General features: G+C 65.0%; 18 protein-coding genes. 9 read left to right on the top strand and 9 right to left on the bottom strand.

Translation table 11 applies throughout. The features are described 5' to 3' along the window. Window positions 1-4: 4 nt before the first annotated feature. The gene (locus BI327_RS30465) at window positions 5-1447 is read right to left on the bottom strand and encodes a lipopolysaccharide biosynthesis protein (RefSeq protein WP_076864974.1); all 1443 of its coding nucleotides are present in this window, start codon (window positions 1445-1447) and stop codon (window positions 5-7) included. Beyond that, a complete protein-coding gene (locus tag BI327_RS30460) occupies window positions 1441-2367 on the bottom strand; it encodes a DUF6492 family protein (RefSeq protein WP_076864973.1) in 927 nt (308 codons plus the stop codon). The genes BI327_RS30465 and BI327_RS30460 overlap by 7 nt, the downstream gene beginning before the upstream one ends. A gap of 419 nt (window positions 2368-2786) precedes the next feature. On the opposite strand from BI327_RS30460, the gene BI327_RS30455 reads away from it, so the two are divergent. Then, entirely contained in the window at window positions 2787-3755 is a 969-nt protein-coding gene (locus tag BI327_RS30455) for a glycoside hydrolase family 26 protein (RefSeq protein WP_076864972.1), read from the top strand. Window positions 3756-3832: 77 nt separating this feature from the next. On the opposite strand, the gene BI327_RS30450 is transcribed toward BI327_RS30455, so the two are convergent. Next, complete coding sequence (locus BI327_RS30450; protein WP_076864971.1) at window positions 3833-4921, bottom strand: radical SAM protein; 1089 nt, start codon at window positions 4919-4921, stop codon at window positions 3833-3835. Between the two features lie 405 nt (window positions 4922-5326). Between BI327_RS30450 and BI327_RS30445 the strand changes: the two genes are divergently transcribed. Together BI327_RS30445 and BI327_RS30440 are read left to right on the top strand one after the other, a co-directional pair. Then, window positions 5327-6322 (top strand): glycosyltransferase family 2 protein, encoded by a 996-nt coding sequence (locus BI327_RS30445; RefSeq protein WP_394329896.1) that lies wholly within the window; start codon window positions 5327-5329, stop codon window positions 6320-6322. Then, window positions 6319-7632 carry an O-antigen ligase family protein gene (locus tag BI327_RS30440; RefSeq protein WP_076864969.1) on the top strand — a complete coding sequence of 438 codons (1314 nt, stop codon included), beginning with the start codon at window positions 6319-6321 and terminating at the stop codon, window positions 7630-7632. The genes BI327_RS30445 and BI327_RS30440 overlap by 4 nt, the downstream gene beginning before the upstream one ends. A gap of 7 nt (window positions 7633-7639) precedes the next feature. Here the strand turns inward: BI327_RS30440 and BI327_RS30435 are convergent, their stop codons facing one another. Next, entirely contained in the window at window positions 7640-8731 is a 1092-nt protein-coding gene (locus BI327_RS30435; protein WP_089025642.1) for a glycosyltransferase, read from the bottom strand. Between the two features lie 183 nt (window positions 8732-8914). Here BI327_RS30435 and BI327_RS30430 point away from each other — a divergent pair, with 183 nt between their 5' ends. Both BI327_RS30430 and BI327_RS30425 read left to right on the top strand, forming a co-directional pair. After that, the gene (locus tag BI327_RS30430; RefSeq protein WP_076864968.1) at window positions 8915-9862 is read left to right on the top strand and encodes a cupin-like domain-containing protein; all 948 of its coding nucleotides are present in this window, start codon (window positions 8915-8917) and stop codon (window positions 9860-9862) included. 35 nt (window positions 9863-9897) lie between these two features. Continuing rightward, window positions 9898-11079 carry a GNAT family N-acetyltransferase gene (locus tag BI327_RS30425; RefSeq protein WP_245334985.1) on the top strand — a complete coding sequence of 394 codons (1182 nt, stop codon included), beginning with the start codon at window positions 9898-9900 and terminating at the stop codon, window positions 11077-11079. Between the two features lie 97 nt (window positions 11080-11176). Here BI327_RS30425 and BI327_RS30420 read toward each other — a convergent pair whose 3' ends face one another. The 4 genes from BI327_RS30420 to BI327_RS30405 form a co-directional block, all read right to left on the bottom strand. Beyond that, complete coding sequence (locus BI327_RS30420) at window positions 11177-12124, bottom strand: DUF5996 family protein (RefSeq protein WP_076864966.1); 948 nt, start codon at window positions 12122-12124, stop codon at window positions 11177-11179. A 170-nt stretch (window positions 12125-12294) separates the two neighbouring features. Continuing rightward, on the bottom strand, window positions 12295-12894 hold the full coding sequence (gene wrbA / locus BI327_RS30415) for an NAD(P)H:quinone oxidoreductase (RefSeq protein WP_076865471.1): 600 nt from the start codon (window positions 12892-12894) through the stop codon (window positions 12295-12297). A 154-nt stretch (window positions 12895-13048) separates the two neighbouring features. Next, window positions 13049-13747 carry a pirin family protein gene (locus BI327_RS30410; protein ID WP_076865470.1) on the bottom strand — a complete coding sequence of 233 codons (699 nt, stop codon included), beginning with the start codon at window positions 13745-13747 and terminating at the stop codon, window positions 13049-13051. Between the two features lie 72 nt (window positions 13748-13819). Further along, window positions 13820-14572 carry an SDR family NAD(P)-dependent oxidoreductase gene (locus BI327_RS30405; RefSeq protein WP_076864965.1) on the bottom strand — a complete coding sequence of 251 codons (753 nt, stop codon included), beginning with the start codon at window positions 14570-14572 and terminating at the stop codon, window positions 13820-13822. Between the two features lie 128 nt (window positions 14573-14700). Between BI327_RS30405 and BI327_RS30400 the strand changes: the two genes are divergently transcribed. The 4 genes from BI327_RS30400 (at window position 14701) to BI327_RS30385 (ending at window position 20092) form a co-directional block, all read left to right on the top strand. Next, entirely contained in the window at window positions 14701-15615 is a 915-nt protein-coding gene (locus BI327_RS30400; RefSeq protein ID WP_076864964.1) for a LysR family transcriptional regulator, read from the top strand. Between the two features lie 189 nt (window positions 15616-15804). Further along, window positions 15805-18252, top strand: a complete 2448-nt coding sequence (locus BI327_RS30395) for a hypothetical protein (protein WP_076864963.1) — start codon at window positions 15805-15807, stop codon at window positions 18250-18252. A gap of 306 nt (window positions 18253-18558) precedes the next feature. Beyond that, the gene (locus tag BI327_RS30390; RefSeq protein WP_076864962.1) at window positions 18559-19548 is read left to right on the top strand and encodes a tripartite tricarboxylate transporter substrate binding protein; all 990 of its coding nucleotides are present in this window, start codon (window positions 18559-18561) and stop codon (window positions 19546-19548) included. 175 nt (window positions 19549-19723) lie between these two features. Then, window positions 19724-20092, top strand: coding sequence for a hypothetical protein (locus BI327_RS30385; protein ID WP_076864961.1), 369 nt, complete (start codon window positions 19724-19726; stop codon window positions 20090-20092). Window positions 20093-20152: 60 nt separating this feature from the next. On the opposite strand, the gene BI327_RS30380 is transcribed toward BI327_RS30385, so the two are convergent. Continuing rightward, window positions 20153-20620, bottom strand: a complete 468-nt coding sequence (locus tag BI327_RS30380) for a YbaK/EbsC family protein (RefSeq protein WP_076864960.1) — start codon at window positions 20618-20620, stop codon at window positions 20153-20155. Window positions 20621-20628: the final 8 nt, after the last annotated feature.

The following is a 20628-nucleotide window of genomic DNA, read 5'->3' as shown; positions in this document are numbered from 1 at the left end:
CGGCTCATCCAACGTTGCTGTTTGCGAATCTGGTGCGGAACATGAGAAGACCCCGCTTCAGCCGGCGGCGCAGGTGCGCAATGTCGAGCAGCCAGCACAGCGCGGCGTAGACGGTGGACCCTGCGCCGACCAGCACGATGCTGGCAGGCAGATCGGAAAGTTGCAGGGCGCGGTCCAGCGCTCCGACGGTGAGCGCCATCGCGAGCGCGGCGATCACGATCAGAGCGAGGCGGCCGAGCGGGATTGGAATCGGATAAGCGAAGCGGCTCAGGATCAACGCGCAGGCAAAGCCCGTGATGTCGGCGCCGAGGCGCGCCCAGGCCGCCCCGATCGTGCCGTAGAAGCCGACCAGCACGTAAGACAGGATCACGTTGGCTGCGATGATCGAGGCGGTGTTGATCAGATAGAAGGAGTTGCGTCCCGACAGCAGGAAGCTCGCATGCAGATATTGCTGCGTCAGCACCTGGAACAGCACGGCCGCCGCGATGATCGGCATGATCTCGCTCGCCAGCGCGCGGAAGTCTGTGCCGAGGATGACGTTGGCGACGTGCGGGGCGATCAAGGCAAAGCCGAGACAGGCCGGCAGCGTGACGCCGGCGAGCAGTTCGAGGCAGTCGGCGAGGTGGCTCCTGACCGCAGCGTCGCCGTGCCGGGCGTGGATCTGCACGGCCATGGGAAAGAACGCCGCCGCCATGCTCATCGCCGGCATCATCAGGGTCTGGCGCACCAGGTCGAGCGCCGCGACATATTTGCCGGCATCGGCCGCGCCGATCAGGTTTGCGATCATGAAACGATCGGTCACGCTCGAGATCGCGAGCAGCGTCAGCGACACGGTCAGCGGCAGGCCGGTGCGGGCGAGCGTGCGCAGCTCGGCGCGGTCGAAACTGACGGTGGTGCCGCGCCATGCGCTGCGCGACTGCACCAGCGCGGCAACGAGATAGGCGGTGGCGGCCGCGAGCAACAGCAGGACGCCGGTTGGGCTGACCAGCGCAACGACGGCGCCGAAGCCGAGCAGGGCGCCGGCGCGAACCAGCGTTGCCCTCATCACCGAGAGCGCCTTCAGCCTGGCACGCAGCAGATCCTGCGTCAGCTCGAACAGGCCGATCGCAATTGCGACAATGACGGCGGCAAGCGCGGCAGCCGGATCGAGCCCGACGAGACGCGCCAGCAGGTAGGCGATCGGTGCAGCGAGGCAGGAAATCAGATAGCCCGACGCCACCAGGCCGCGGATGTCGGTGCCGTCATCACGGCCATGGCCGCTGAGGATCAGGTTGCGAAACCAGCCGACCAGAAAGACCGAAATGACGGATGCGAAACCCGTGCCCAGCAGGTAGACGCCATAGTCATGCGGCGCAAACAGCCGCGTGAAGATGAACACGCTCGCGAGCCCGAGCAACGCCGAAAGGACGTTGGCGGTCAGGTTGATGCTGGCCTGTCCGATCAGCATGATGCGGCAAGCTCCGCCGGTCTTGCAGCCGCCGACGACGCCAGGATGGCGTCGCTCTCGGCCACGACCTCGCGAATGGTCGCGACCGGCGTGCCCGAGAAGGACGCGATCGAGAACGCGACGTCATCCTTGTTGGCGCGCAGCAGCAGCCGGGTGAGTTCGTCCTTGCTCAAGGTCGGATCATCCCAGTAGCTGACGCATTGCGTCTTCGGCACCACGGAGTGACGCAGCGCAGACGCCTCGTCGTTCTCGACGAAGAAGCCGTACAGCAGATATTCAGAGAACTCGCGGGTCCGGCACAGCGCCTCGATCCAGCTCTTGCCGGTGACCGTCTCGATGCGCGCGGCGAGTGCGCTTGTGGTCTGCCTGTCCCAGAAGATGATGTGCCCGATGAAATCCGGCGCCGGGAACGGCGGCGTCGGCAGGCCGATCAGCTGGTGGCTGGTCTCGAGCCAGCGCGAATGGCGCGGCTGGTCCGCGGTGACGGCGTCCGTCATCTTCAGCAGCGGGATCGTATTCGGATACTGGAAGCGCGCCAGATCGAAATCGCGGAAGAACACGATGTCGGAATCCAGGATGCAGAACCGCTCATAGGGCAGCGCGATCGTCGCCGCGATCTTCAGGATCTGCTGCACATGCCAGCCGTTGACCGGCTTGGCGCGCAGCGACCACCAGAACTGGCGGCGGTTGCGCTGGATCATGCGCGGCAGCGGCCGCAGCCAGTCGGGCAGGAAGGACGAGGCCGGAATGATGATGCGGCGCTCGCTGGCGAGCGGCGCGAACAGCGGCAGGTCGCAATCCGGCACCAGCAGATAATGCTTGGAGAAGGACGTGACGTGGCGATCCACGCTCTCGCAAAGCAGCGTGCAGATTTCCAGATCGCGCCCATAGGTCGGGGTCAATAACGCGACAGGGTTCATCTTGTAACTTTCTCCGGCGACACCGTTTCAGGGCGGAACATCGTCGACCGCCGGACTTGTCCTGAAGCTCAGTTCAGCAAGATCGGTGCCGGAGAGTTTTGATGACCCTATCCGCGGCGCAGATGGTTAATCATTGGTAAATGACGACGCGTCGTCGCGGTTAACGGATCGGTCATAATCGCCTGGCCGCGCGATTTTGACGCTGGATCGCGACCTTGCCCGGATATTGCAGTGTTCGTGGCTCGATTGCCGACGCGGTCGGCGCAGGTGGATGCGTATGCAATTTTGGTGGCATTTCCGGTGGGCAAGCGGCACGGCCGAACGGCCGGCCGCACGGTCAATCCATTTCGAGACACCAGCGCTGTCGGCGCTGTGTGCTTTTGGCACGCGCGCCGCGGGCGGGTTCGCTGGGGCGCGCTATGACGGCTGATCGCGGAATCACGCGGCGCGGTGCCCTTGTACTCGCCGGTCTCACCTTGAGCGGATTTTCGACCGCGCGGGCCGCACCGCCAACCCGGTCACGGCTCGGCGCGAACTCGGCGCGGTTCGCCGGCGCCTTCGTCAATTGGGGCGAGACCGGCCGCGAGCATGTGCTGCAGGCCTGGGAGAGATGGCTCAACCGGCCGCGCTCGTCGGTGCCTGGCGTCGACTTCTACGGCCAGAGCAGCTGGGAGGATTTTCACAAACTGGACTGGGTGCCCGGGCTCTGGAAGAAGCTCAATCCAGCTCGCAACGTCGTCTGGTCGGTGCCGCTCACCATCACCGGCACGCCGCTCGCCGATGTCGCTGGCGGCCTGCATGATGCCGAATTCGAAGCGGCCGCGCGCGCGATCGGAGAAGCGCAGCCGAAAGCGATCATCCGCCTCGGCTGGGAGATGAACATCTCCAACATGGGCTGGTTCGCCAAGGGGCATGAGGACGACTACATTGCGGCGTTCCGCCGTGTCGTCGCGATCTTTCGCGCGCGCTCCGGCAGCTTCAAGTTCGACTGGTGTCCGGGCTGGGGACCTCAGGACATGCCGGCGGACGCCGCCTATCCCGGCGATGATGTCGTCGACACCATCGGCCTCGACGTCTACGATTTCAAATCGGAGGGCAGCGCGGCGGAGCGCTGGACCAATTCCTACCTCAAGGCACCGTTCGGCCTGGAATGGCAGCGCGCGTTCGCGGCGAGCCATGGCAAGCTGATGAGCTATCCGGAATGGGGTGTCGGCCAGTCCGGCGACAATGCCGTTTTCGTGCAACAGATGCACGATTGGTTCGCCGCCAACCAGGCTTCGATCGCCTATGCGGCCTATTTCGATGTCGATGGCCTGTGGCCGACGCAGATCGACAACGGCCAGTTTCTGGAGTCGGCTAGCCTGTTCCGCAAATTGTTCGCGGGCTGACCGGCTCCATCCATCCGCTCAAGCAAAAGCCCGGACAGTCCTCTGACTGGCCGGGCTTTGTCGTTCATGTTGCCGCGTCAGGCGGCCTTGGTGTTGGTCAAAAGCGTCAGGCCCATCTTCAGCTTGTCCTGGAGCGTGCGCTGCGCAAGGCAGGTGAACAGGCAGAGCTTGTCGCAGGCGATGGTCTCCTTGCGTCGCGCCTGCGCTTCCTCGCTGTACCAGATCTCGCGCGCGGTCTGGGTGCGCACATTGCCGATCGGCTTGAAGAACCAGCAGACTTCAAGGCGGCCGTCGGAGCGGATGAAGTAATTCCGCATGCCGACACGGCAGGGCATCACTTCCTTCGGCGCCTTCTCGCGGCGGAAATGGTTCGGCCAGGCCCGCAGCACGGCTTCGCCGTTGAGGATCGGCGCGCCCGCGCGCTTCAGCCGCAGCAGCTCGTCACGGACCTTGATGAGATCGTCCATCTCGCTCTCGCCGATCCACAGTTCGTCCTCAACCTCCAGCGTGCCCTGCTCGACCGGCTGGAAGCTCAGCGCGGTGGCGCCGATCTGCTGGATCCAGTCGACCATCTCGGGCAGGCGACGAAAGTTGAGCTTGTGCACGACCGGCTTGATGATGATCGGGAAGTCCAGGCCCTCGGCGCGCCGCTGCTCGGCGACATTGCGGATGCCCTGCACGATGTCGGTCAGCGAATTCTCGACGCCGCGCGAGTAGTCGTGGATCTTGGGGTCGGTGGAGTCGATCGAGATGTTGATGTTGAACGGGCGCGCTTCGACGGTCTGCGCCACGATCTTCTTGTTGAGGTAGGCGCCGCCATTGGTGGTGACGCCCCAATGGATGTCGCTGTCGCGGCAGAACCGCAGCAAATCGAGAAAGCCCTTCTTGATATAGGGCTCGCCGCCGGCGAACTCGACATGATAGGCGCCGATGAATTCCTTCAGGCTCGCGAGCGCGCGCTGCCACTCGGCGATCGACATCTCGTCGCGATAGTTCGGGCGGCGCCAGTAGTCGCAATAGCGGCACTTGTAATTGCAGCGTTCGACCACCTCCGCGAAGATCGCGGCCGGGCGCGTGACGTCGCGTCCGGTACGCAGGTAAAGCTCTTCCGAGAGGGCGTTGCGGACGTGCTTGGTGCCGAGCGAGACGAGGTCGAGCGTTTTCAAGGTGAACCTCAGGCAGTGTTTTGCGTTGTGGCGACCGGACCGATCGGGATTTATGGGTTGATCAGCAAATTGGATGCCAGTTAAGGCGCATGGCGCTCCGGCCCGCACGCGCGCAGGCTCTTAACCCTAAGGGGGTGCTAACGCCGTGGTAGGTCGTGAGGCCGCGCCACAACGCGACGCTCTATCCCGGCCAAATCGCTTCACTCGACTTCAAATTAACCTTGCGACGAAGTTGCGGTAACGCGTCTGCCGTGTGGAGCGGAATTTGCCATGAGGTCGCCGTAACGTTCGCTCCGCGTCCGTATTGCCACCTGTGTCGGTCACTTTGGGACGGCCATGTCCCATTCCGATCCGTGCCGGGGTGATGCGTGCTTCGCGGATCGCGATTGCCAGGAGGGCATGGAGATGTCGACCGAGCTTGCTGCAGCTGACCGCGCCTGGGTAACGACCTCACCCGCGCTGGATTGCTCCATTGAGACCGTCATCTGCATTCCGAGCTTCCGCCGGCCGAAACATCTGCGGCTGACGTTGGAGTCGATCGCGGCACAACGCACGGAGCGCCGCTTCGCGGTCGTGGTGGTCGAGAATGACGCGGCGCATTGCGAGAGCGCGCCGGTCGCGGCCGAGTTTCTCAATTCGGGCAGGCTTCACGGCGTCTGCATCGTCGAACCCAGGCAAGGCAACTGCCAGGCAATCAACGCGGCGTTCGAGACCGCGCTCGAGACATTCCCGAACACGCTGAACTTCCTGATGATCGACGACGACGAGGTCGCCTCGCCGGATTGGCTGGAGCGGATGGCGCAGGCGGCCGAAAGCTCCGGCGCCGAGATCATCGGCGGGCCGGTCTGGCCTGACTTCGATGACAAGCACAAGGGCGGGCTCACGCGCCATCCGGCGTTCGCGCCGGCCTATCATGCCAGCGGCCCCGTCCCGGTGATCTATGGCTGCGGCAACTGCCTGATCCGGCGTGCGGTGTTCGAGCGGCTCGGAGCTCCGGCCTTCGACTTGCGTTTCAACTTCCTCGGCGGCGGCGATCACGACTTCTTTGCGCGGGCGCGTCGCGCCGGCTTCCGCTTCTTCTGGGTGACGGAGGCGGTCATCAGCGAGACCGTTCCCTCGACCCGCACCAAGCTCGGCTGGATCGTGCGGCGCGGCTTGCGGATCGGCGCGATCAACTATCACATCGAGCGCAAGGCGGCGCAGACCATGTGGTCACGCGCGGCCGTGAAAGCCAAGATGTTCGGCCTGGTGCCGTTCTCGCTGTATCGCTTCACCCGTATCGTGCTGCGCGAGCATCAGGCCGTGATCGCGATGCATCCGATGGTGGTCGCCGTCGGCAGCGCGCTCGCGGTGCTCGGCATCGAGCCGCAGCCTTACGCGGCCTCCAAGATCGCCTCGTGAGCGATCTGTCCGTCACTGCGGAGAGCCGGGCGCTGATCGCCGAGATCGCGCGCCGGCCGGTGATGGATCTCGTCCGCTGCGCGTTCTTCATCGGCATCCTGCTGCTGGTCTGGATCTCGCTGCATCCGTTCGAGGATCTGAGCGGCTTCTATGTCGGCGAGGTGACCTCCGGCCGCGAGGCGTTTCTCTACGGCCTCTTCGGCGTGCTGATGGTCGCGATGCTGACGTTGACCCTGCGCGACAATCTGCCGGCGCTGAAATCGCTGCTGACGCCGGCGTTCCTGCTGTTCGCGGGCTGGATCTGCGTCACCGTGATATTCTCGTTTGATCCCGCTACCTCGCTGAAGCGCCTGGCGCTCTCGGTGTTCGTCATCGTGGTGACGGCGACGCTGCTGCTGCTGCCGAGATCGCAGGGCGAATTGATGCGCTGGTTCGGCATTGCCGCGCTGGTCCTGCTCGTGACGTGCTATCTCGGCGTCTTCCTGGCGCCGCATCTGTCGATCCACCAGGCGACCGATCCGCAGGAGCCGGCGCTCGCCGGCAACTGGCGCGGCGCGTTCGGCCACAAGAACGTCGCCGCCGCGATGATGGCGATGCTGATCTTTCTCGGCATCTATTTGCTGCGGGCCGGCGGCTGGCTGTCGGGCATCGCCGTGACCGGGCTCGCCGCGGTGTTCCTGTTGTTCACCGCCGGCAAGAGCGCGATCGTGCTGTGCGTCGCCGTGCTGATGCTGACGTCGCTGATGCCGGTGATCCGCTCGACCTGGGGCCGCGCGCTGCTGTGGCTGACGCCGCTCGTGCTGCTCAATCTGTTCAGCGTCGGAACTGTCATGAGCGACACGCTGGCTGCGATCGCAGATCGGATGCCGATCGACACCTCATTCACCGGCCGCGCCGACATCTGGGCCTTCGCGCTCGAGTCGCTGCACCAGCGGCTATGGACCGGCTACGGCTTCGAGTCGTTCTGGGGCACCAACGCGATCCAGAACTTGCAGGAAGGCAAGGAGTGGGCGGGCTACGCCTCGCACAGCCACAACGGCTATCTCGATATGGCGCTCGGCACCGGCCTGCCGGGCCTCGTGCTGCTGATCGCCGCTGTCGTCATCAAGCCGCTGCGCGACTTCCAGGCCGCGGATCGCGGCGGCAATGATACGCCGTTGACGCTGCTCTTCCTGCGCATCTGGTTGTTCGGCCTCTATCTGTCGTCGATGGAGAGCTTCTTCCTCGATCGCGCGGATACCATTTGGGTCACATTCCTGATCGCGCTGTTCGGGCTGCATTATCTCGCCCGGTTCCGGATGCGGGCCTGAACCAATCCTACAGTTGGGCGCGAATTGCATTGGCGACGTCCGTCCACCAGCCGTCGAAATCGAACGGCACCGGCACGGTCGGCCGCTTCAGCGCGGTAACGATCCGGTCGGCATATGCAGCGCTGTCGGCGTCGCGCGGCACCAGCAGGATGGCGCCGCGGTCGATCAGTTCCTTGAAGCGCGGATGGTGGTCGAACTCGTCCGGCAACGCCGGGCCGGTGACGATCAGCGGCCGGCCGGACTGTGCGCAGGCCAGGATGCTCGAGCGCCGCGCGGTCAGGCCCTCGTCGAGCGAGTAGCAGAACGCGTCGATCTCGCCGAGCAGGCCGAACACTTCGTGATCGGAGGCGACGTAGCCGGAGACGATCACCTCGCCCTTCAGTCCGAGCTCGGCGACGCGGGCATAGAATTTCTGCTCGATATTGTCGGTGCCGCGAATGAACGAGCCGACATAGACGATCAAGGGCTGCAAGCCCCGCTGTTTCAGGATCGCGCCGATCTCGAGCAGCCCGTTTGGCTGCTTGCCGGGATAGATCGAGCCGAAATGACCGACGATGAGCTGGCCTGCGCTGCGTGCGCTGACGAGCCGTTGCAGCAACATCGAGTCGGCGAAGCCGGCGGGCGCCGCGATGTTCGGAGGCAGCGGTGCCAACACGCATTTCCGCACCATGCCGCGCATGATCGGATCATCGGCAAGCTCGCGGCGCACCAGCGGCGAGAACATCACGATGGTGTTGGCGAGCCACAGCGCCGGGATGTAGGTCAGCCGGCGGATACCGTTGAGGCCGGCCCATTCGTGCTGAATCAGGACGACCTTGCGGCGGCGCAGGCGGGCGAACAGAAGCGCGAGCAGCGGCCGCGCGATCACGCGCTTCCAGGCCACGATCGGGAAGTTGCAGACCACGCTGCCGGCAGTGCCGACCGCGCGCCAGATCTCGCCGATCGTGCCATCGGTCTGCGTCAGGGTTAACGTCGTGCTAGCACCGGGCTCGATCTTCTCGATCGTCTCCTGCAGCAGGCGGGTGAACTGCCCGACGCCGCAGTGCATCTGCGGCCCGGCGCCGAGAAACAGCGCACGATATCGGGGTTTTTCGCTCATCGAGCTCAGGCGACCGGTTCCGGAATTTCGCGGTTAGCCATAACGGCGAGACATTAGCTTTGGGTAACCCCGCGCGCATACGTGACGGCATCGTTCTTGCCAATCCCTGCGCAAGAGCTGCCGGCTCGTCCCGGAACGGGACATCGGATGAAGCGAAACGGCGCATTAGCCAGGAGCGCGACCATGACGACAGGCAGGATTTTCGCGAATTGGGATGACAATCATTCCAAGCTCTGGAGCCACCAGCCGATCCGGCTCGAGCACACCATGCACCAGCAGCCGGCGTTCTCGATGGACGATCTCGCGAAGCTGATCGAGCATTATCCACGCGAGCATTACAGCCTGGTCAAGACCGGCGCCAAGGGATCGAGCCGGGTCTGGCGCGAGGGCGAGATCGGCAGGCTGCGCGGCCACCAGGTGATCGAGGCGATCTCGCGCGGCGGCCTGTGGCTGAACCTGCGCAACGTCACCGCGATCGATCGCCGCTACCGCGACATGATCGAGCGGATGTTCGGCGAGATCGCAGCCAAGGTTCCGGGTTTCGACGCGCCGACCCATCAGGCCGGCATCCTGATCTCGTCGCCAGATGCGCAGGTCTATTATCATGCCGACCTGCCGGGGCAGGGCCTGGTCCAGATCGCCGGCCGCAAGCGCGTCTACATCTATCCCAACACGCAGCCGTTCATCCGGCCCGAGCATCTGGAGGACATCGCGCTGTTCGACGTCGAGGTCGATATCCCCTACGAGCCTTGGTACGACTGGCATGCGCAGGTGATCGATCTCGAGCCCGGCCAGATGCTGAACTGGCCGCTCAATGCGCCGCATCGCGTCGAGAACCTCGATACCGTCAACATCTCGATGACGATCTCCTATGTGAATGACGACATCCGCCGCGCCCAGATCCTGCATCTCGCCAACGGCATGCTGCGGCATCGCTTCGGTTATACGCCGCGCAGCCGCAGCATCCGCGGCCCGACCTTCTTCGCCAAGCAGGTGATGCAGAAGCTGCTGCGCGACGGCAAATGGGTGAAGCGCGAGCGCGCGGTACGCCGCGCGATCGACTTCCGTCTCGACGAGAGCGATCTCGGCAAGATCGTCGATCTGCCCAAGGTGGCGTTGGAAGCGGCGTAAGCGAGCTTGCGCTGACAGGTGCTGGAATGACAGTGTTGACGACAGCGGTTGAGAAATTCGGCGCGCGGGTCGCGTCCTATGCGGTCGGCTATCGCGTCGAGCTGGTTTCCGATTGGGCGCAGGCGGTTGCCCGCTGGGGCGCATTCGAGCCGCTCACCGCGTTCCAGCATCCGCAATGGTATGCGTCGTGGTACCGGGCCTTCGCGTCGACCGAAGGTGTCGCGCCGCTGATCGCCGTGGTCAGCGACGCCGCGACCGGCGAGCGCGCTGCCCTGTTGCCGCTGATCTGTCACCGGCAGGGCGGCCTCCGCATCATCGAATTCGCCGACGTCAACCTCACCGATTTCAACGCGCCGCTGCTCGGCCCCGCTGCGCCGCGCGACCACGTTGCGGCATGGCAGTTCTGGCGCGATCTGCGGACCGCCCTGCGGCAGTGGCAGGGCGGCGCCGATCTCATTCGCTTTCGCAAGATGCCGCTCAAGCTCGCAGGCCGCGCCAATCCGCTGGCGCTGCTCGGCGGCGTCGCGCCGTCGATCGTCAACGGCAATCTCTTGACCATCGGCGACGACCACAACGCCTGGCGCTACGAGCTGGACCGCAAGGTTCGCAAGGAGTTGGGACGCAGCTGGCGCGTGTTCACGCGTGAACCGTCCGCGGCGTTCAAATTCGCTGCCGACACCGGCGAGGCGCTGGACCTGCTCTCGGTCACGGAGGCGCAGCAGGGGGACCGCTTGCTCGGTCTCGGGCTCAACTATGTGCTCGACAATGCCGACTGCACCGCCTTTTATCGTGACCTCGTGCGCGAAGGCACCGACCGCGGCTATGCTGTCATGACCGCGCTGACGACCAGCGACGAAGTGGTGGCGACGCTGCTCGGCGTCCGCACCGGTTCGCGCTACATCATGATCCGCATCAGCAATGCAGGCGAGAAATGGTCGACGTGTTCGCCGGGCCGGCTGATCATCGATCGCACCATCGAAGCGTTGCACAAGGACGGCGTGCGGGAGTTCGAGTTCTCGATCGGCAATTACAGCTACAAGCGCCGCTTCGGGCCGCAGCGCACGCCGCTGGTCGATCTCGGCGCCGCCTTGAGCTGGCGCGGTCAGCCTCTCGCGCTGCGTGACCGCGCCGTGCTGGCGCTGCGTCACTATCCAAAACTCTCGGCCCGGCTGAAGCAGGCGCTCGGCAAGGCGACACCGTCGCGCGAAGAGGACTAAAGCGCGATGAGATTAGGTTGAATCATCATCGCGCTTTAGGTCATTGTTTGGGCATGATCTTCTCGGAAAACCGCTTCGCACTTTTCCGGATCATGCGTTAGAGCGCTCTGACCACGCCCGGCTCGCCCGCTGCGCATTCCAGCGCAGCACGGTCCCAGTTCGCGTTGATGGCCGCGGCCTCGTAACTCGATTGCAGGAATTCGAGCAGCGCGTTGTCCGGGTCTGCGGCCACCCGCACGGCATCGTAGGGCAAAATGAATTCGCCGAGCGCCTCGCTGAAGAATGCCGCGTCGGGTCGCACCGGCGTGCTGCGATAGCCCGCCGGTTCCGGATAGGCGTAGGAATAGAATGCGGGATAATCGATGGCGCCGCCGCCCGGCCAGAAGCCGGCGCTGCTGACCTCGTGCGAATAGGCCTCGTGCGCCACCTCATCGGGCAAATGCGGCACGCCGCCGGGATGCCGTGGTGCCGCTTTGCCGGAAAAGCGCGTCACCGCGAGGTCAAAGCTGCCCCAGAAGAAATGCACTGGGCTCGCCTTGCCGAGAAAGCCGGTCCGGAATTGCTTGAACACGCGATCGCAGTTCACCAGGATCTGGTGAAACCGCCGCACGGCATCGGCGTCGTACGCGGCATGCTGGGTATCTTGCGAAAACGGGATCGGGTCGGTGACTTCGTTCGGGATCTCGTCGATGGCGACGTCGACTCCGAGGTCCTTCAGATTGCTCATGATCGTCGCGTAGAAGCTCGCGACCGATTGACCGGCCAGCGCGAATTGCCGCTCGGTGCCGTCGCTGGTCGAGATGCGGAGCATGTGATCGATGAAATCGAAGTCGATCTGGAAGGTGCGGTCGCCGTCGGGGATCGGGGAGGTCGTCAGCCCGCGCGCCGTGACATAGAGCGTGACGTGCCAGGAGTGATTGAGCCAGGGCGATTTCGCCAGCCGGATCTTGCCGGCGATCTGGGTGAAGAGCTGGAGCGTGGCACTGCTGTCGCGCCACGCCGCGGTCGGCAGTTCCGGCCAGCGGGTCTTCTGTGTGTTGGTCATGGCGAACCTCGGGGCTGCGCCGACAGGAGGCCTTGCGGCATATCACGAAAACGGTCCCGATGATCTCGGGAACCGTCGCCTCCGGGAAAAACAGATAGGGCGGCAATCGCCAGCGAGGTGCCGCCCTATCGCATGGCCTTTCAGCCAGGCGTGAAACTCAACCGTGCAGCTCAGCCGTGAAGTTTTCTGGCGGTCTCCGCGACCGCGCGGCCCTGGTAGCGCGCACCGGCGAGTTCGTTCTCGCTGGGCTGACGGCTGCCGTCGCCGCCGGTGATGGTGGTGGCGCCATAGGGTGCGCCGCCGGTGACTTCGTCGAGCTTCATCTGGCCGGCAAAACCGTAATTCAGGCCGACCACCGTCATGCCGAAATGCAGCAGGTTGGTGATGATCGAGAACAGCGTGGTCTCCTGGCCGCCATGCTGGGTCGCGCTCGAGGTGAAGGCGCCGCCGACCTTGCCGTTCAGCGCGCCCCTGGCCCACAGCCCGCCGGCCTGATCGAGGAAGTTGGCCATCTGCGATGCCATGCGGCCGAACCGGGTGCCGGTGCCGACGATGATCGCATCGTAGTTGGCGAGATCGTCGATCGTGGCGACCGGCGCGGCCTGGTCGAGCTTGTAGTACGAGGCCTTCGCGACTTCAGCCGGCACCAGCTCGGGCACGCGCTTGATGTCGACGGTGGCGCCGGCTTCGCGCGCGCCTTCCGCGACGGCATTCGCCATCGCCTCGATGTGACCGTAGGCGGAGTAATAGAGAACGAGAACCTTGGCCATGATGGCCTCCTTTGCAGTGTTGCAGACGGGTTGAAGTTGAACGGGGCTGTCATTGCCGGGCTTGACCCGGCAATCCATCGACTTCGAAGAAGTCTTGCGAAGATGGATGGATGCCCGGGTCAAGCCCGGGCATGACGAGGTGTGGGTGTGGTACTTACGCCGCGTCGACCAGCACCAGCTCGGCATCCTCGAGCGCGGTGATCCTCAGCCTGGCCTCGTCGCGGATCGCTGCGCCGTCGCGCGCGTTGACGCGCACGCCGTTGACCTCGACGCTGCCGGCCGCCGGCACCAGATAGAGGTGACGGGCTTTGTCGGCGGTGTATTCCGCGCTCTCGCCGGCCTTCAGCGTGGTGGCGAGCACCCGCGCATCGGCGCGGATCGGCAGTGCGTCATTGTCGCCCTCGATACCCGAGGCGATGGTGACGAGCTTGCCGGAGCGGTTGGCCTTCGGGAACGGCTTCGAGCCCCAGGTCGGCTGGCCGCCCTTCGTGGTCGGCTCGATCCAGATCTGGAAGATCTTGGTCTTCGCCGGCTCCAGATTGTACTCGGAGTGACGGATGCCGCTGCCGGCGCTCATCACCTGCACGTCACCGGCTTCGGTGCGTCCCTTGTTGCCGAGCGAGTCCTGGTGGGTGATCGCGCCTTCGCGAACATAGGTGATGATCTCCATGTTGGCGTGCGGATGCGCCGGAAAGCCGGAGTTGGGCGCGATCTCGTCGTCGTTCCAGACCCGCAGCGCGCCGTGGCTGATATTGTCGGGATCGTAGTAGCTCGCGAACGAGAAGTGGTGCTTGGCCTTCAGCCAGCCGTGGTCGGCGCCGCCAAGTTCTGCGAATGGTTTCAGTTCGATCATGGTCATTCCCCTTGATTTGATGTTGAGGAGGGGCCGGGCGCTCACGCCCGGCGTCTCCTGAGAATCTTGCGATCAGGCGCCGAAGCCGCCGTCGACGTTGAGCACGGTGCCGGTGACGAACGAGGCTTCCGGGCTTGCCAGGAACACGACGCCGGCGGCGACTTCCTCCGGGCGGCCGAAGCGCTGCAGCGCGTGCTGCAGGCGTTGCGTCTCGGCAAACTCGCCGCCGTCCTTCGGGTTCATGTCGGTGTCGATCGAGCCGGGCTGCACCACGTTCACAGTGATGCCGCGCGGTCCGAGGTCGCGCGCCGCGCCCTTGGTGTAGCCGACGACGGCCGCCTTGCTGGCGACGTAGTCGGCAAGTCCCGGGAACGAGGCACGATCGGCCAGCATGGAGCCGACGGTGACGATGCGGCCGCCTTCATCCATCAGCTTCGAGGCGGCGCGGATCGCGGTGATCACGCCGTCGACGTTAATCGCTTCCTGGCGGGCCAGCGTCGCGGTGTCGGCCTTGGGATCGTCGACCGCACCGCCGGATGCGACACCGGCGTTGTTGACGAGGATGTCGAGCCGGCCAAAATCCCTGGCGACGGTCTTCACCAGCTGATCGACGTCGGATGACGAGGCCTGGTCGGCCTTGTAGGCGCGGGCGTTGACGCCGCTCGCCTTCAACTCGGCGACGACGGCTTCCGCCTTGTCGGGAGAGGCGACGTAGCTGATCGCAACGCTGGCGCCCTCCGCGGCGAGTGCACGGGCGCTGGCTGCGCCGATGCCACGCGAACCGCCGGTGACGAGGGCAACCTTGCCTGAGAGCTTCTTGGTCATTGGATTTCTCCATTGATTGGATTTGCGGTTGAATTCGATGGCACTTGGATATGCCTCCGGCTGTGGTATAGAAATAGAAACTATCGAAACTCATTGTTTCCAAATTGATCCAATCAGGACCACTGCCCATGTCGAAACTGCCGGACTTCGAGGCGCTCGCGATCTTCGCAAAAGTCGTGGAATTACGGTCGTTTGCGGCGGCCGCGACCGAGCTCTCGCTGTCCAAGGCGACGGTGTCGAAGGCGGTCTCAAGGCTCGAGGAGCGGCTCGGCGCGCGGCTGTTCAACCGCACCTCCCGCCGCCTGGCGCTGACCGACGCGGGTCAGAAATTGTCGGAGCGCGCGGCGCGGCTATTGGCCGATGGCGAGGCCGCCGAGAACGAGGCGCTGGCGCAATCGACCACGCCGCGCGGCCTGGTGCGGCTCGCGGTGCCGATGAGTTTCGGCATCAAGACGGTGGCGCCGCTGCTGCCGGAATTCATGGAGGCCTATCCGGAGGTCGCGATCGATCTGCATCTCAGCGACGCGACGGTCGATCTGATCGGCGAAGGTTTTGATGCCGGCCTGCGTATCGCGCGGCTGCCGGATTCCTCGCTGATCGCGCGGCGGCTGTGCGGCATGCCGCGCTACACGGTGGCGGCGCCGTCCTACCTCAAGCGCTACGGCCGGCCGACCCATCCGATGCATCTCGCCGAGCACAAATGCTTCGGCTACGCCTATCTCTCGACCCAGGGTGTCTGGCATTACACCAATGCGTCGGGCGAGCAGGCGAGCGTGCGTCCCGCCGGCCAGCTGCGGGTCAACAATGGCGAGGCGGTGATGCCCGCGCTGCTCGCCGGCCTCGGGATTGCCGATCTACCCGATTTCATCGTCGGCGACGCGATCGCGCGCGGTGAGGTCGAGGTGATCCTGAAAGGCTGGAAGCAGCCGGAAGGCGCCGTGCATCTCGTCACGCCACCCGGCGGCCCGCGCCCCGCCCGCGTCGAGGTGCTGGCGGATTTCCTGGCGAAGCATTTTGCCAAGGGCCGTGCGCAGCGCAAATAGAGCGCCGCGTGCAGCGCAAATAGGAGGCCGCGAACGCGCTTACGCGCGTGCTGTGCGCCCGTCACATTCGTGTCATCCCTTTTAAATTGTATAGATTGTGTGAACTAACCCACGATCGTGGTCCGATGCGATCGTCTATTTCTGCGTCCTGAAACGGTTGCCGCAAAGCGCATTTTTCGGAGGAACCAGATGATTGACCTGACCAAACATGATTTCACGTCATTGTCGGTGAAGGACCTGCTCGATGCCCGCGAGGCCTATCACGTGCATCTGGCGCATCTGCAATCGGTCTACGCCACGGCGATCGGCCGCTATCTGATCCGCGACACCGACCGCAACGCGACCGAACGGCGGCACCACTCCAAGCCGCAGGCGCTCGGTCCGCGCACGCTGTTCAATTCATCGGTCAAGGACTGGTCGTGGCCCTGCATTCTCGTCTTCGTCCGGGACTGGATGAAGCGCTCCGAGTTGAAGAACCATCCGGAGAAGCAGGACCAATTGGTGCCGCCGTTCCTGTATCTGCCCGATGGTCGCGTCGTGCCGACCTGTGTCGTCAAGGTCGATCCCAACGAGAACAGCCCCGGCACGGTCGATCCGCCGGTGTTCAAGAGCGATCTGGTCGGCGGCGGTTTCCCGGTCCAGACCATGATCCAGGGCAAGATCCATCGCGGCTCGATCGGCTGTCTCGTCAGCAATGGCGAGACGGTGTTTGCGCTGTCCAACCGCCACGTGGTCGGCGCGGCCGGGCGCGCGATCTTCGCCGGCTTCAAGAACACCGACCGCCGCCTCGGCGTCAGCGATGCGCTGCAACTCGGCAAGCGCGCCTTCAGCGAGGTCTATCCCGGCTGGCCCGGCTCGCGCGTGGTGGCCAATCTCGATGCCGGACTGATCCGCGTCGATGACGTCAAGGGCTGGACTGCGCAGGTCTACGGCGTCGGCCAGGTCGGCGACGTCGTCGATCTCAATGTCGGCACCTTCCGTCTCGACATCATCAATCAGCCGCTGATCGCCTTCGGTGCGACCAGCGGTTTGATGAAGGGCAAGATCATCGGGCTGTTCTATCGCTACAAGACCGTCGGCGGCATGGAGTATGTCAGCGATTTCGTGATCGGCCCGCGCGACGGCGACACGCCGCTCAACAACTATCCCGGCGATTCCGGCACGGTGTGGTTTCTCGACGACCCGGACGCGCCGAAGAATGCCGGCGGCGCACGCATCCTCAGTCCTCTCGCGCTGGAATGGGGTGGCCAGGAATTGCTCGGATCGGGCGGCAAGGTTCCGATGCAGGTCGCGCTCGGCATCTGCATGGCGACGCTGTGCCGCGAGCTCGATGTCGAGCTGATCGGCGACTGGAACGCCGGCCACACCGAGTATTGGGGCGAATGGGGACACGTCAAGATCGGCGCCTACGCGACCGGCCTGATCGATGCGAAGCTGCCCAAGCTCGCGACCATGATGGACGCCAATTCCGACAATATCGGCCTCGACGACAAGCTGCTTGCCGACCTCAAGCCGTATCAGCGCGGCGCGTTCGCGCCGCTTGCCGACGTCGCCGATCTGGTCTGGCGCTTCACCCGGCCGACCGACGAAAGCAACCATTTCGCCGACATGGACAAGCCGGGCAAGGACGGCAAGACGCTGCTGGATCTCTGCGCCGAGTCGACGCGCAACGTCGATCCAAAAGTCTGGAACGACTATTACGAAGGGATCGGCGAGGATCGCCGCGGCGCATTGCCGTTCCGGGTCTGGCAGATCTTCGACGAGATGGTCGAATACGCCGCCGCCAACAAGAAGCTGGAGTTCGTCTGCGCCGCCGGAATCGTCGCGCATTACATCGGCGATGCCTGCCAGCCGCTGCACATCTCGCAATTCCATCACGGCCTCGATCCGAACGACAAGACACACGCCAAGGTGCACAGCGTGTACGAGACCACGATGATCGGCCGTCACGGCAAGGATCTCATCAAGATGATCCCCGACGCCAGGACGAGCGACGTCGTGGAGATTACCTCGGGTGGAACGCCGACCGGCCGCGACGCCGCGGTCGCCGTGGTCGCGCTGATGCAGCGAACCGTGAAGCGGCTGCCGCCGATGACCATCGTCAACCTGTTCAATTCCCACATGGGCAGCGGTCAGGTCGACGCGATGTGGTCGAAGCTGAAGGACGCCACGTCGGCCTGCATGCAGGACGGCGCCAAGACATTGGCCCGGGTCTGGGAAGCCGCTTGGCGCGCCGGCGCGGGCGAGGATCGCGGGCAGGGCGGCAAGTTCGACCAGGACAGCCTGAGCAAGCTCTACAACGACCCGAGCTTCCTGCCGGCATATCCGCTCCAGCAACTCACGCTGGATGCCGACGACCACATCGTTCCGGTCGGCGGAAGCGGTGCACGGCGCCGCAGCACGACCACGGCGCGCCGCGCGCGCCCGCAAGCCGCGAAGAAGGCGGCCAAGAAGGCCGCCGCGAATACGGCCAGGAAAGCGCCCAAGAAGGCGGTGGCGAAGGCGGTGGCGCGCAAGCGCGCGGCTGCGGCCGCACCGGTGCGCCGCGCGGCGGCCAGCAAGAAGACCGCGACCAAGCGCGGCGCGGCCGGGAAGCGATCCGCCGCAAAGACCCGCAAGACGACGCGCAAGCGCTAGGGCGTGGTGGGATTCGGTCGAATAGCGACGGCGCTGTGCTCCCTCGCCCCGTTCTTAGGGGAGAGGGTTGGGGTGAGGGGCTGCCTCCGCCTATGCAGTGATAGCCGCGCTTGCGGAGACCCGGAACGCATCTACCGATGCGTTCCGATCTCTCGCCGCACGCGGGGAGAGGTGAAGCGGGATGCGACGTGCAGGACGCTTGAGCTCTGCGTCCCGCTCCTGCAACATGCGACCAAGCCGCGGCTTTGACCGCGGCATCGCGGTCGGCTGCGATCGCCAAAAAACATGACTGGGGAGAAGCTCTCGATGAACCGCCGCGAACTCCTGCGCGCCGCTGCCGCATTGCCGCTCGCACACACTGCGTTGGCCAATTCCGCCTTCGCGCAAGGCGCCTATCCCAACCGCAACATCTCGATGATCGTGCCGTTTCCGGCCGGCGGCCAGGCCGACCTCGCGGCGCGCCCGGTGGCACTGGCGCTGGAGCGGATTCTCGGCAAGCCCGTGATCGTCGACAATCGCGCCGGCGGCGCCGGCGGATCGATCGGCAATGCGCAGGCCGCGCGCGCCGAGCCTGACGGCTACACGCTGCTGATGACGCTGTCCTCGCTCGCGGTGCTGCCGGAGGCCGACCGGCTGTTCGGCCGTCCGGTCGCCTACGAAATGTCGCAGTTCGCGCCGGTCGCGCGCGTGCTAGCCGATCCGACGCTGCTGGCGGTGCCGGCCTCGGCGCCATGGAAGACGCTGCAGGAGTTCGTCGACGATGCGAAGAAACGTCCGGGACAGATTCCCTACGGCTCGTCCGGCCCCTACGGCACGCTGCATGTCGCGATGGAGATGTTTGCGGCAAGTGCCGGAATCAAGTTGCAGCACATCCCGTTTCGCGGCGCAGGTCCCGCGCTCACCGCGCTGCTCTCGGGCACCGTGCAGGCGCTGGCGTCGGCGCCGGGCACGCTCAAGCAGCAGGTCGAGGACGGCAAGATGCGCGTGCTCGCCAATTGGGGTGCCGAGCGGATTGCGAGTTTTCCCGATCTGCCGACCTTCAAGGAACTCGGCTACAAGGACGTCGAATTCTACATCTGGGCGGGCTTGTTCGCGCAGGCCGCGCTGCCGGCGCCGATCATGACGCGGCTGCGCGCGGCGATGGCCGTTGCCGTGAAGGCACCCGAGGTGATCAAGACCTTCGAAACCGCGGGCAGCCCGGTCGCCTACATGGACGCGCCGGAGTTTTCAAAATTTGTTGCAGACGACAGCGCGCGGTTGATCGCGGCGGTGAAGAAGATCGGCAAGGTCGAATAGGGAACTGCGGCCGGTCATCTTCACATTTGCGGTCATCTTCACATTTAGTTGTCCGCGCGAACGATCCTTGAACGATCCTTGAACCATTCTTGGCCGCATTCATTCTTCAGCTTGAAGCAAATCGCCGCGCGGAACCCGCGTGTGCGCGGATCAAATCTGAACAAGGGCACTGGACATGCAGACGCAGCGGATTGTCCTGAGCTTAGTGATCGCGGTCGGCGGCCTTGGCGCTGCGGCGCCTGCGTTGTCTCAAGAGTATCGCGGAACATGGGAACAGCAGATGGCGTGCACACCGGATGTGTGGCGGCTGTGCGGCGACCAGATTCCCGACACCAACCGGATTGTTGCTTGCCTGCGGCAGAACACGCCGCAGCTCTCCAGCGGCTGTCGCGCCGTATTCGAGTCCAACGCAAGTGCGCAGCAGCCGCAAACCCAGGGGCGCGCGCCGCAGCCTCAAACGCAACAGCGGCCGCGCGCGCCGCAGCGTATGCAGCCGGCCCCGGTGGCGCCGCCGCGGCCAGCACCCGATGATGATGAGGACTAGATCGCCTTCGAGCGAGGTGGACGCCGGTTCGCGTGACGCAGATGCGTCAAGCAGGAATCTCTAGGGTCTGACCTCACAGACGTCGACCCATTCGGCCGCGGTCAGCTCCGCCATCCGGTCGGGCGTGATGCGCACGGCGCTGTGGGTCGAGCCCGCGGCCGGCACCACGACGTCGAATGCCTTCAGCGACACATCGCAATAGACCGGCAGCGGCGTCTTCAGCCCGAACGGGCAGACGCCGCCGACCTCATGGCCGGTGATGTCGGCGACCTCGTCGAGGCCGAGCATTTTCGGCTTGCCGCCGAAGGCTGCCTTCACCTTCTTGTTGTCCATCCGCGACGTTCCGGCGGCGACGATCAGCACGACGCGGTCGCCGACCCGCAGGCTCAGCGTCTTGGCGATCCGCGCCGGCTCGACGCCATAGGCCTCTGCCGCCAGCACGACGGTCGCGGAGCTCACGGCGGATTCGATCACGGAGATATCGGGCGCGTTCTCGGCGAAGAAGGCGCGGACGGACTCGATGCTCATGAAGTTCA

This window comes from Bradyrhizobium mercantei (genome assembly GCF_001982635.1).
Classification (GTDB): Bacteria; Pseudomonadota; Alphaproteobacteria; order Rhizobiales; family Xanthobacteraceae; genus Bradyrhizobium; species Bradyrhizobium mercantei.
Note: the sequence above shows the minus strand (reverse complement) of the source record. Positions and strands in the feature narration are given on the sequence as shown.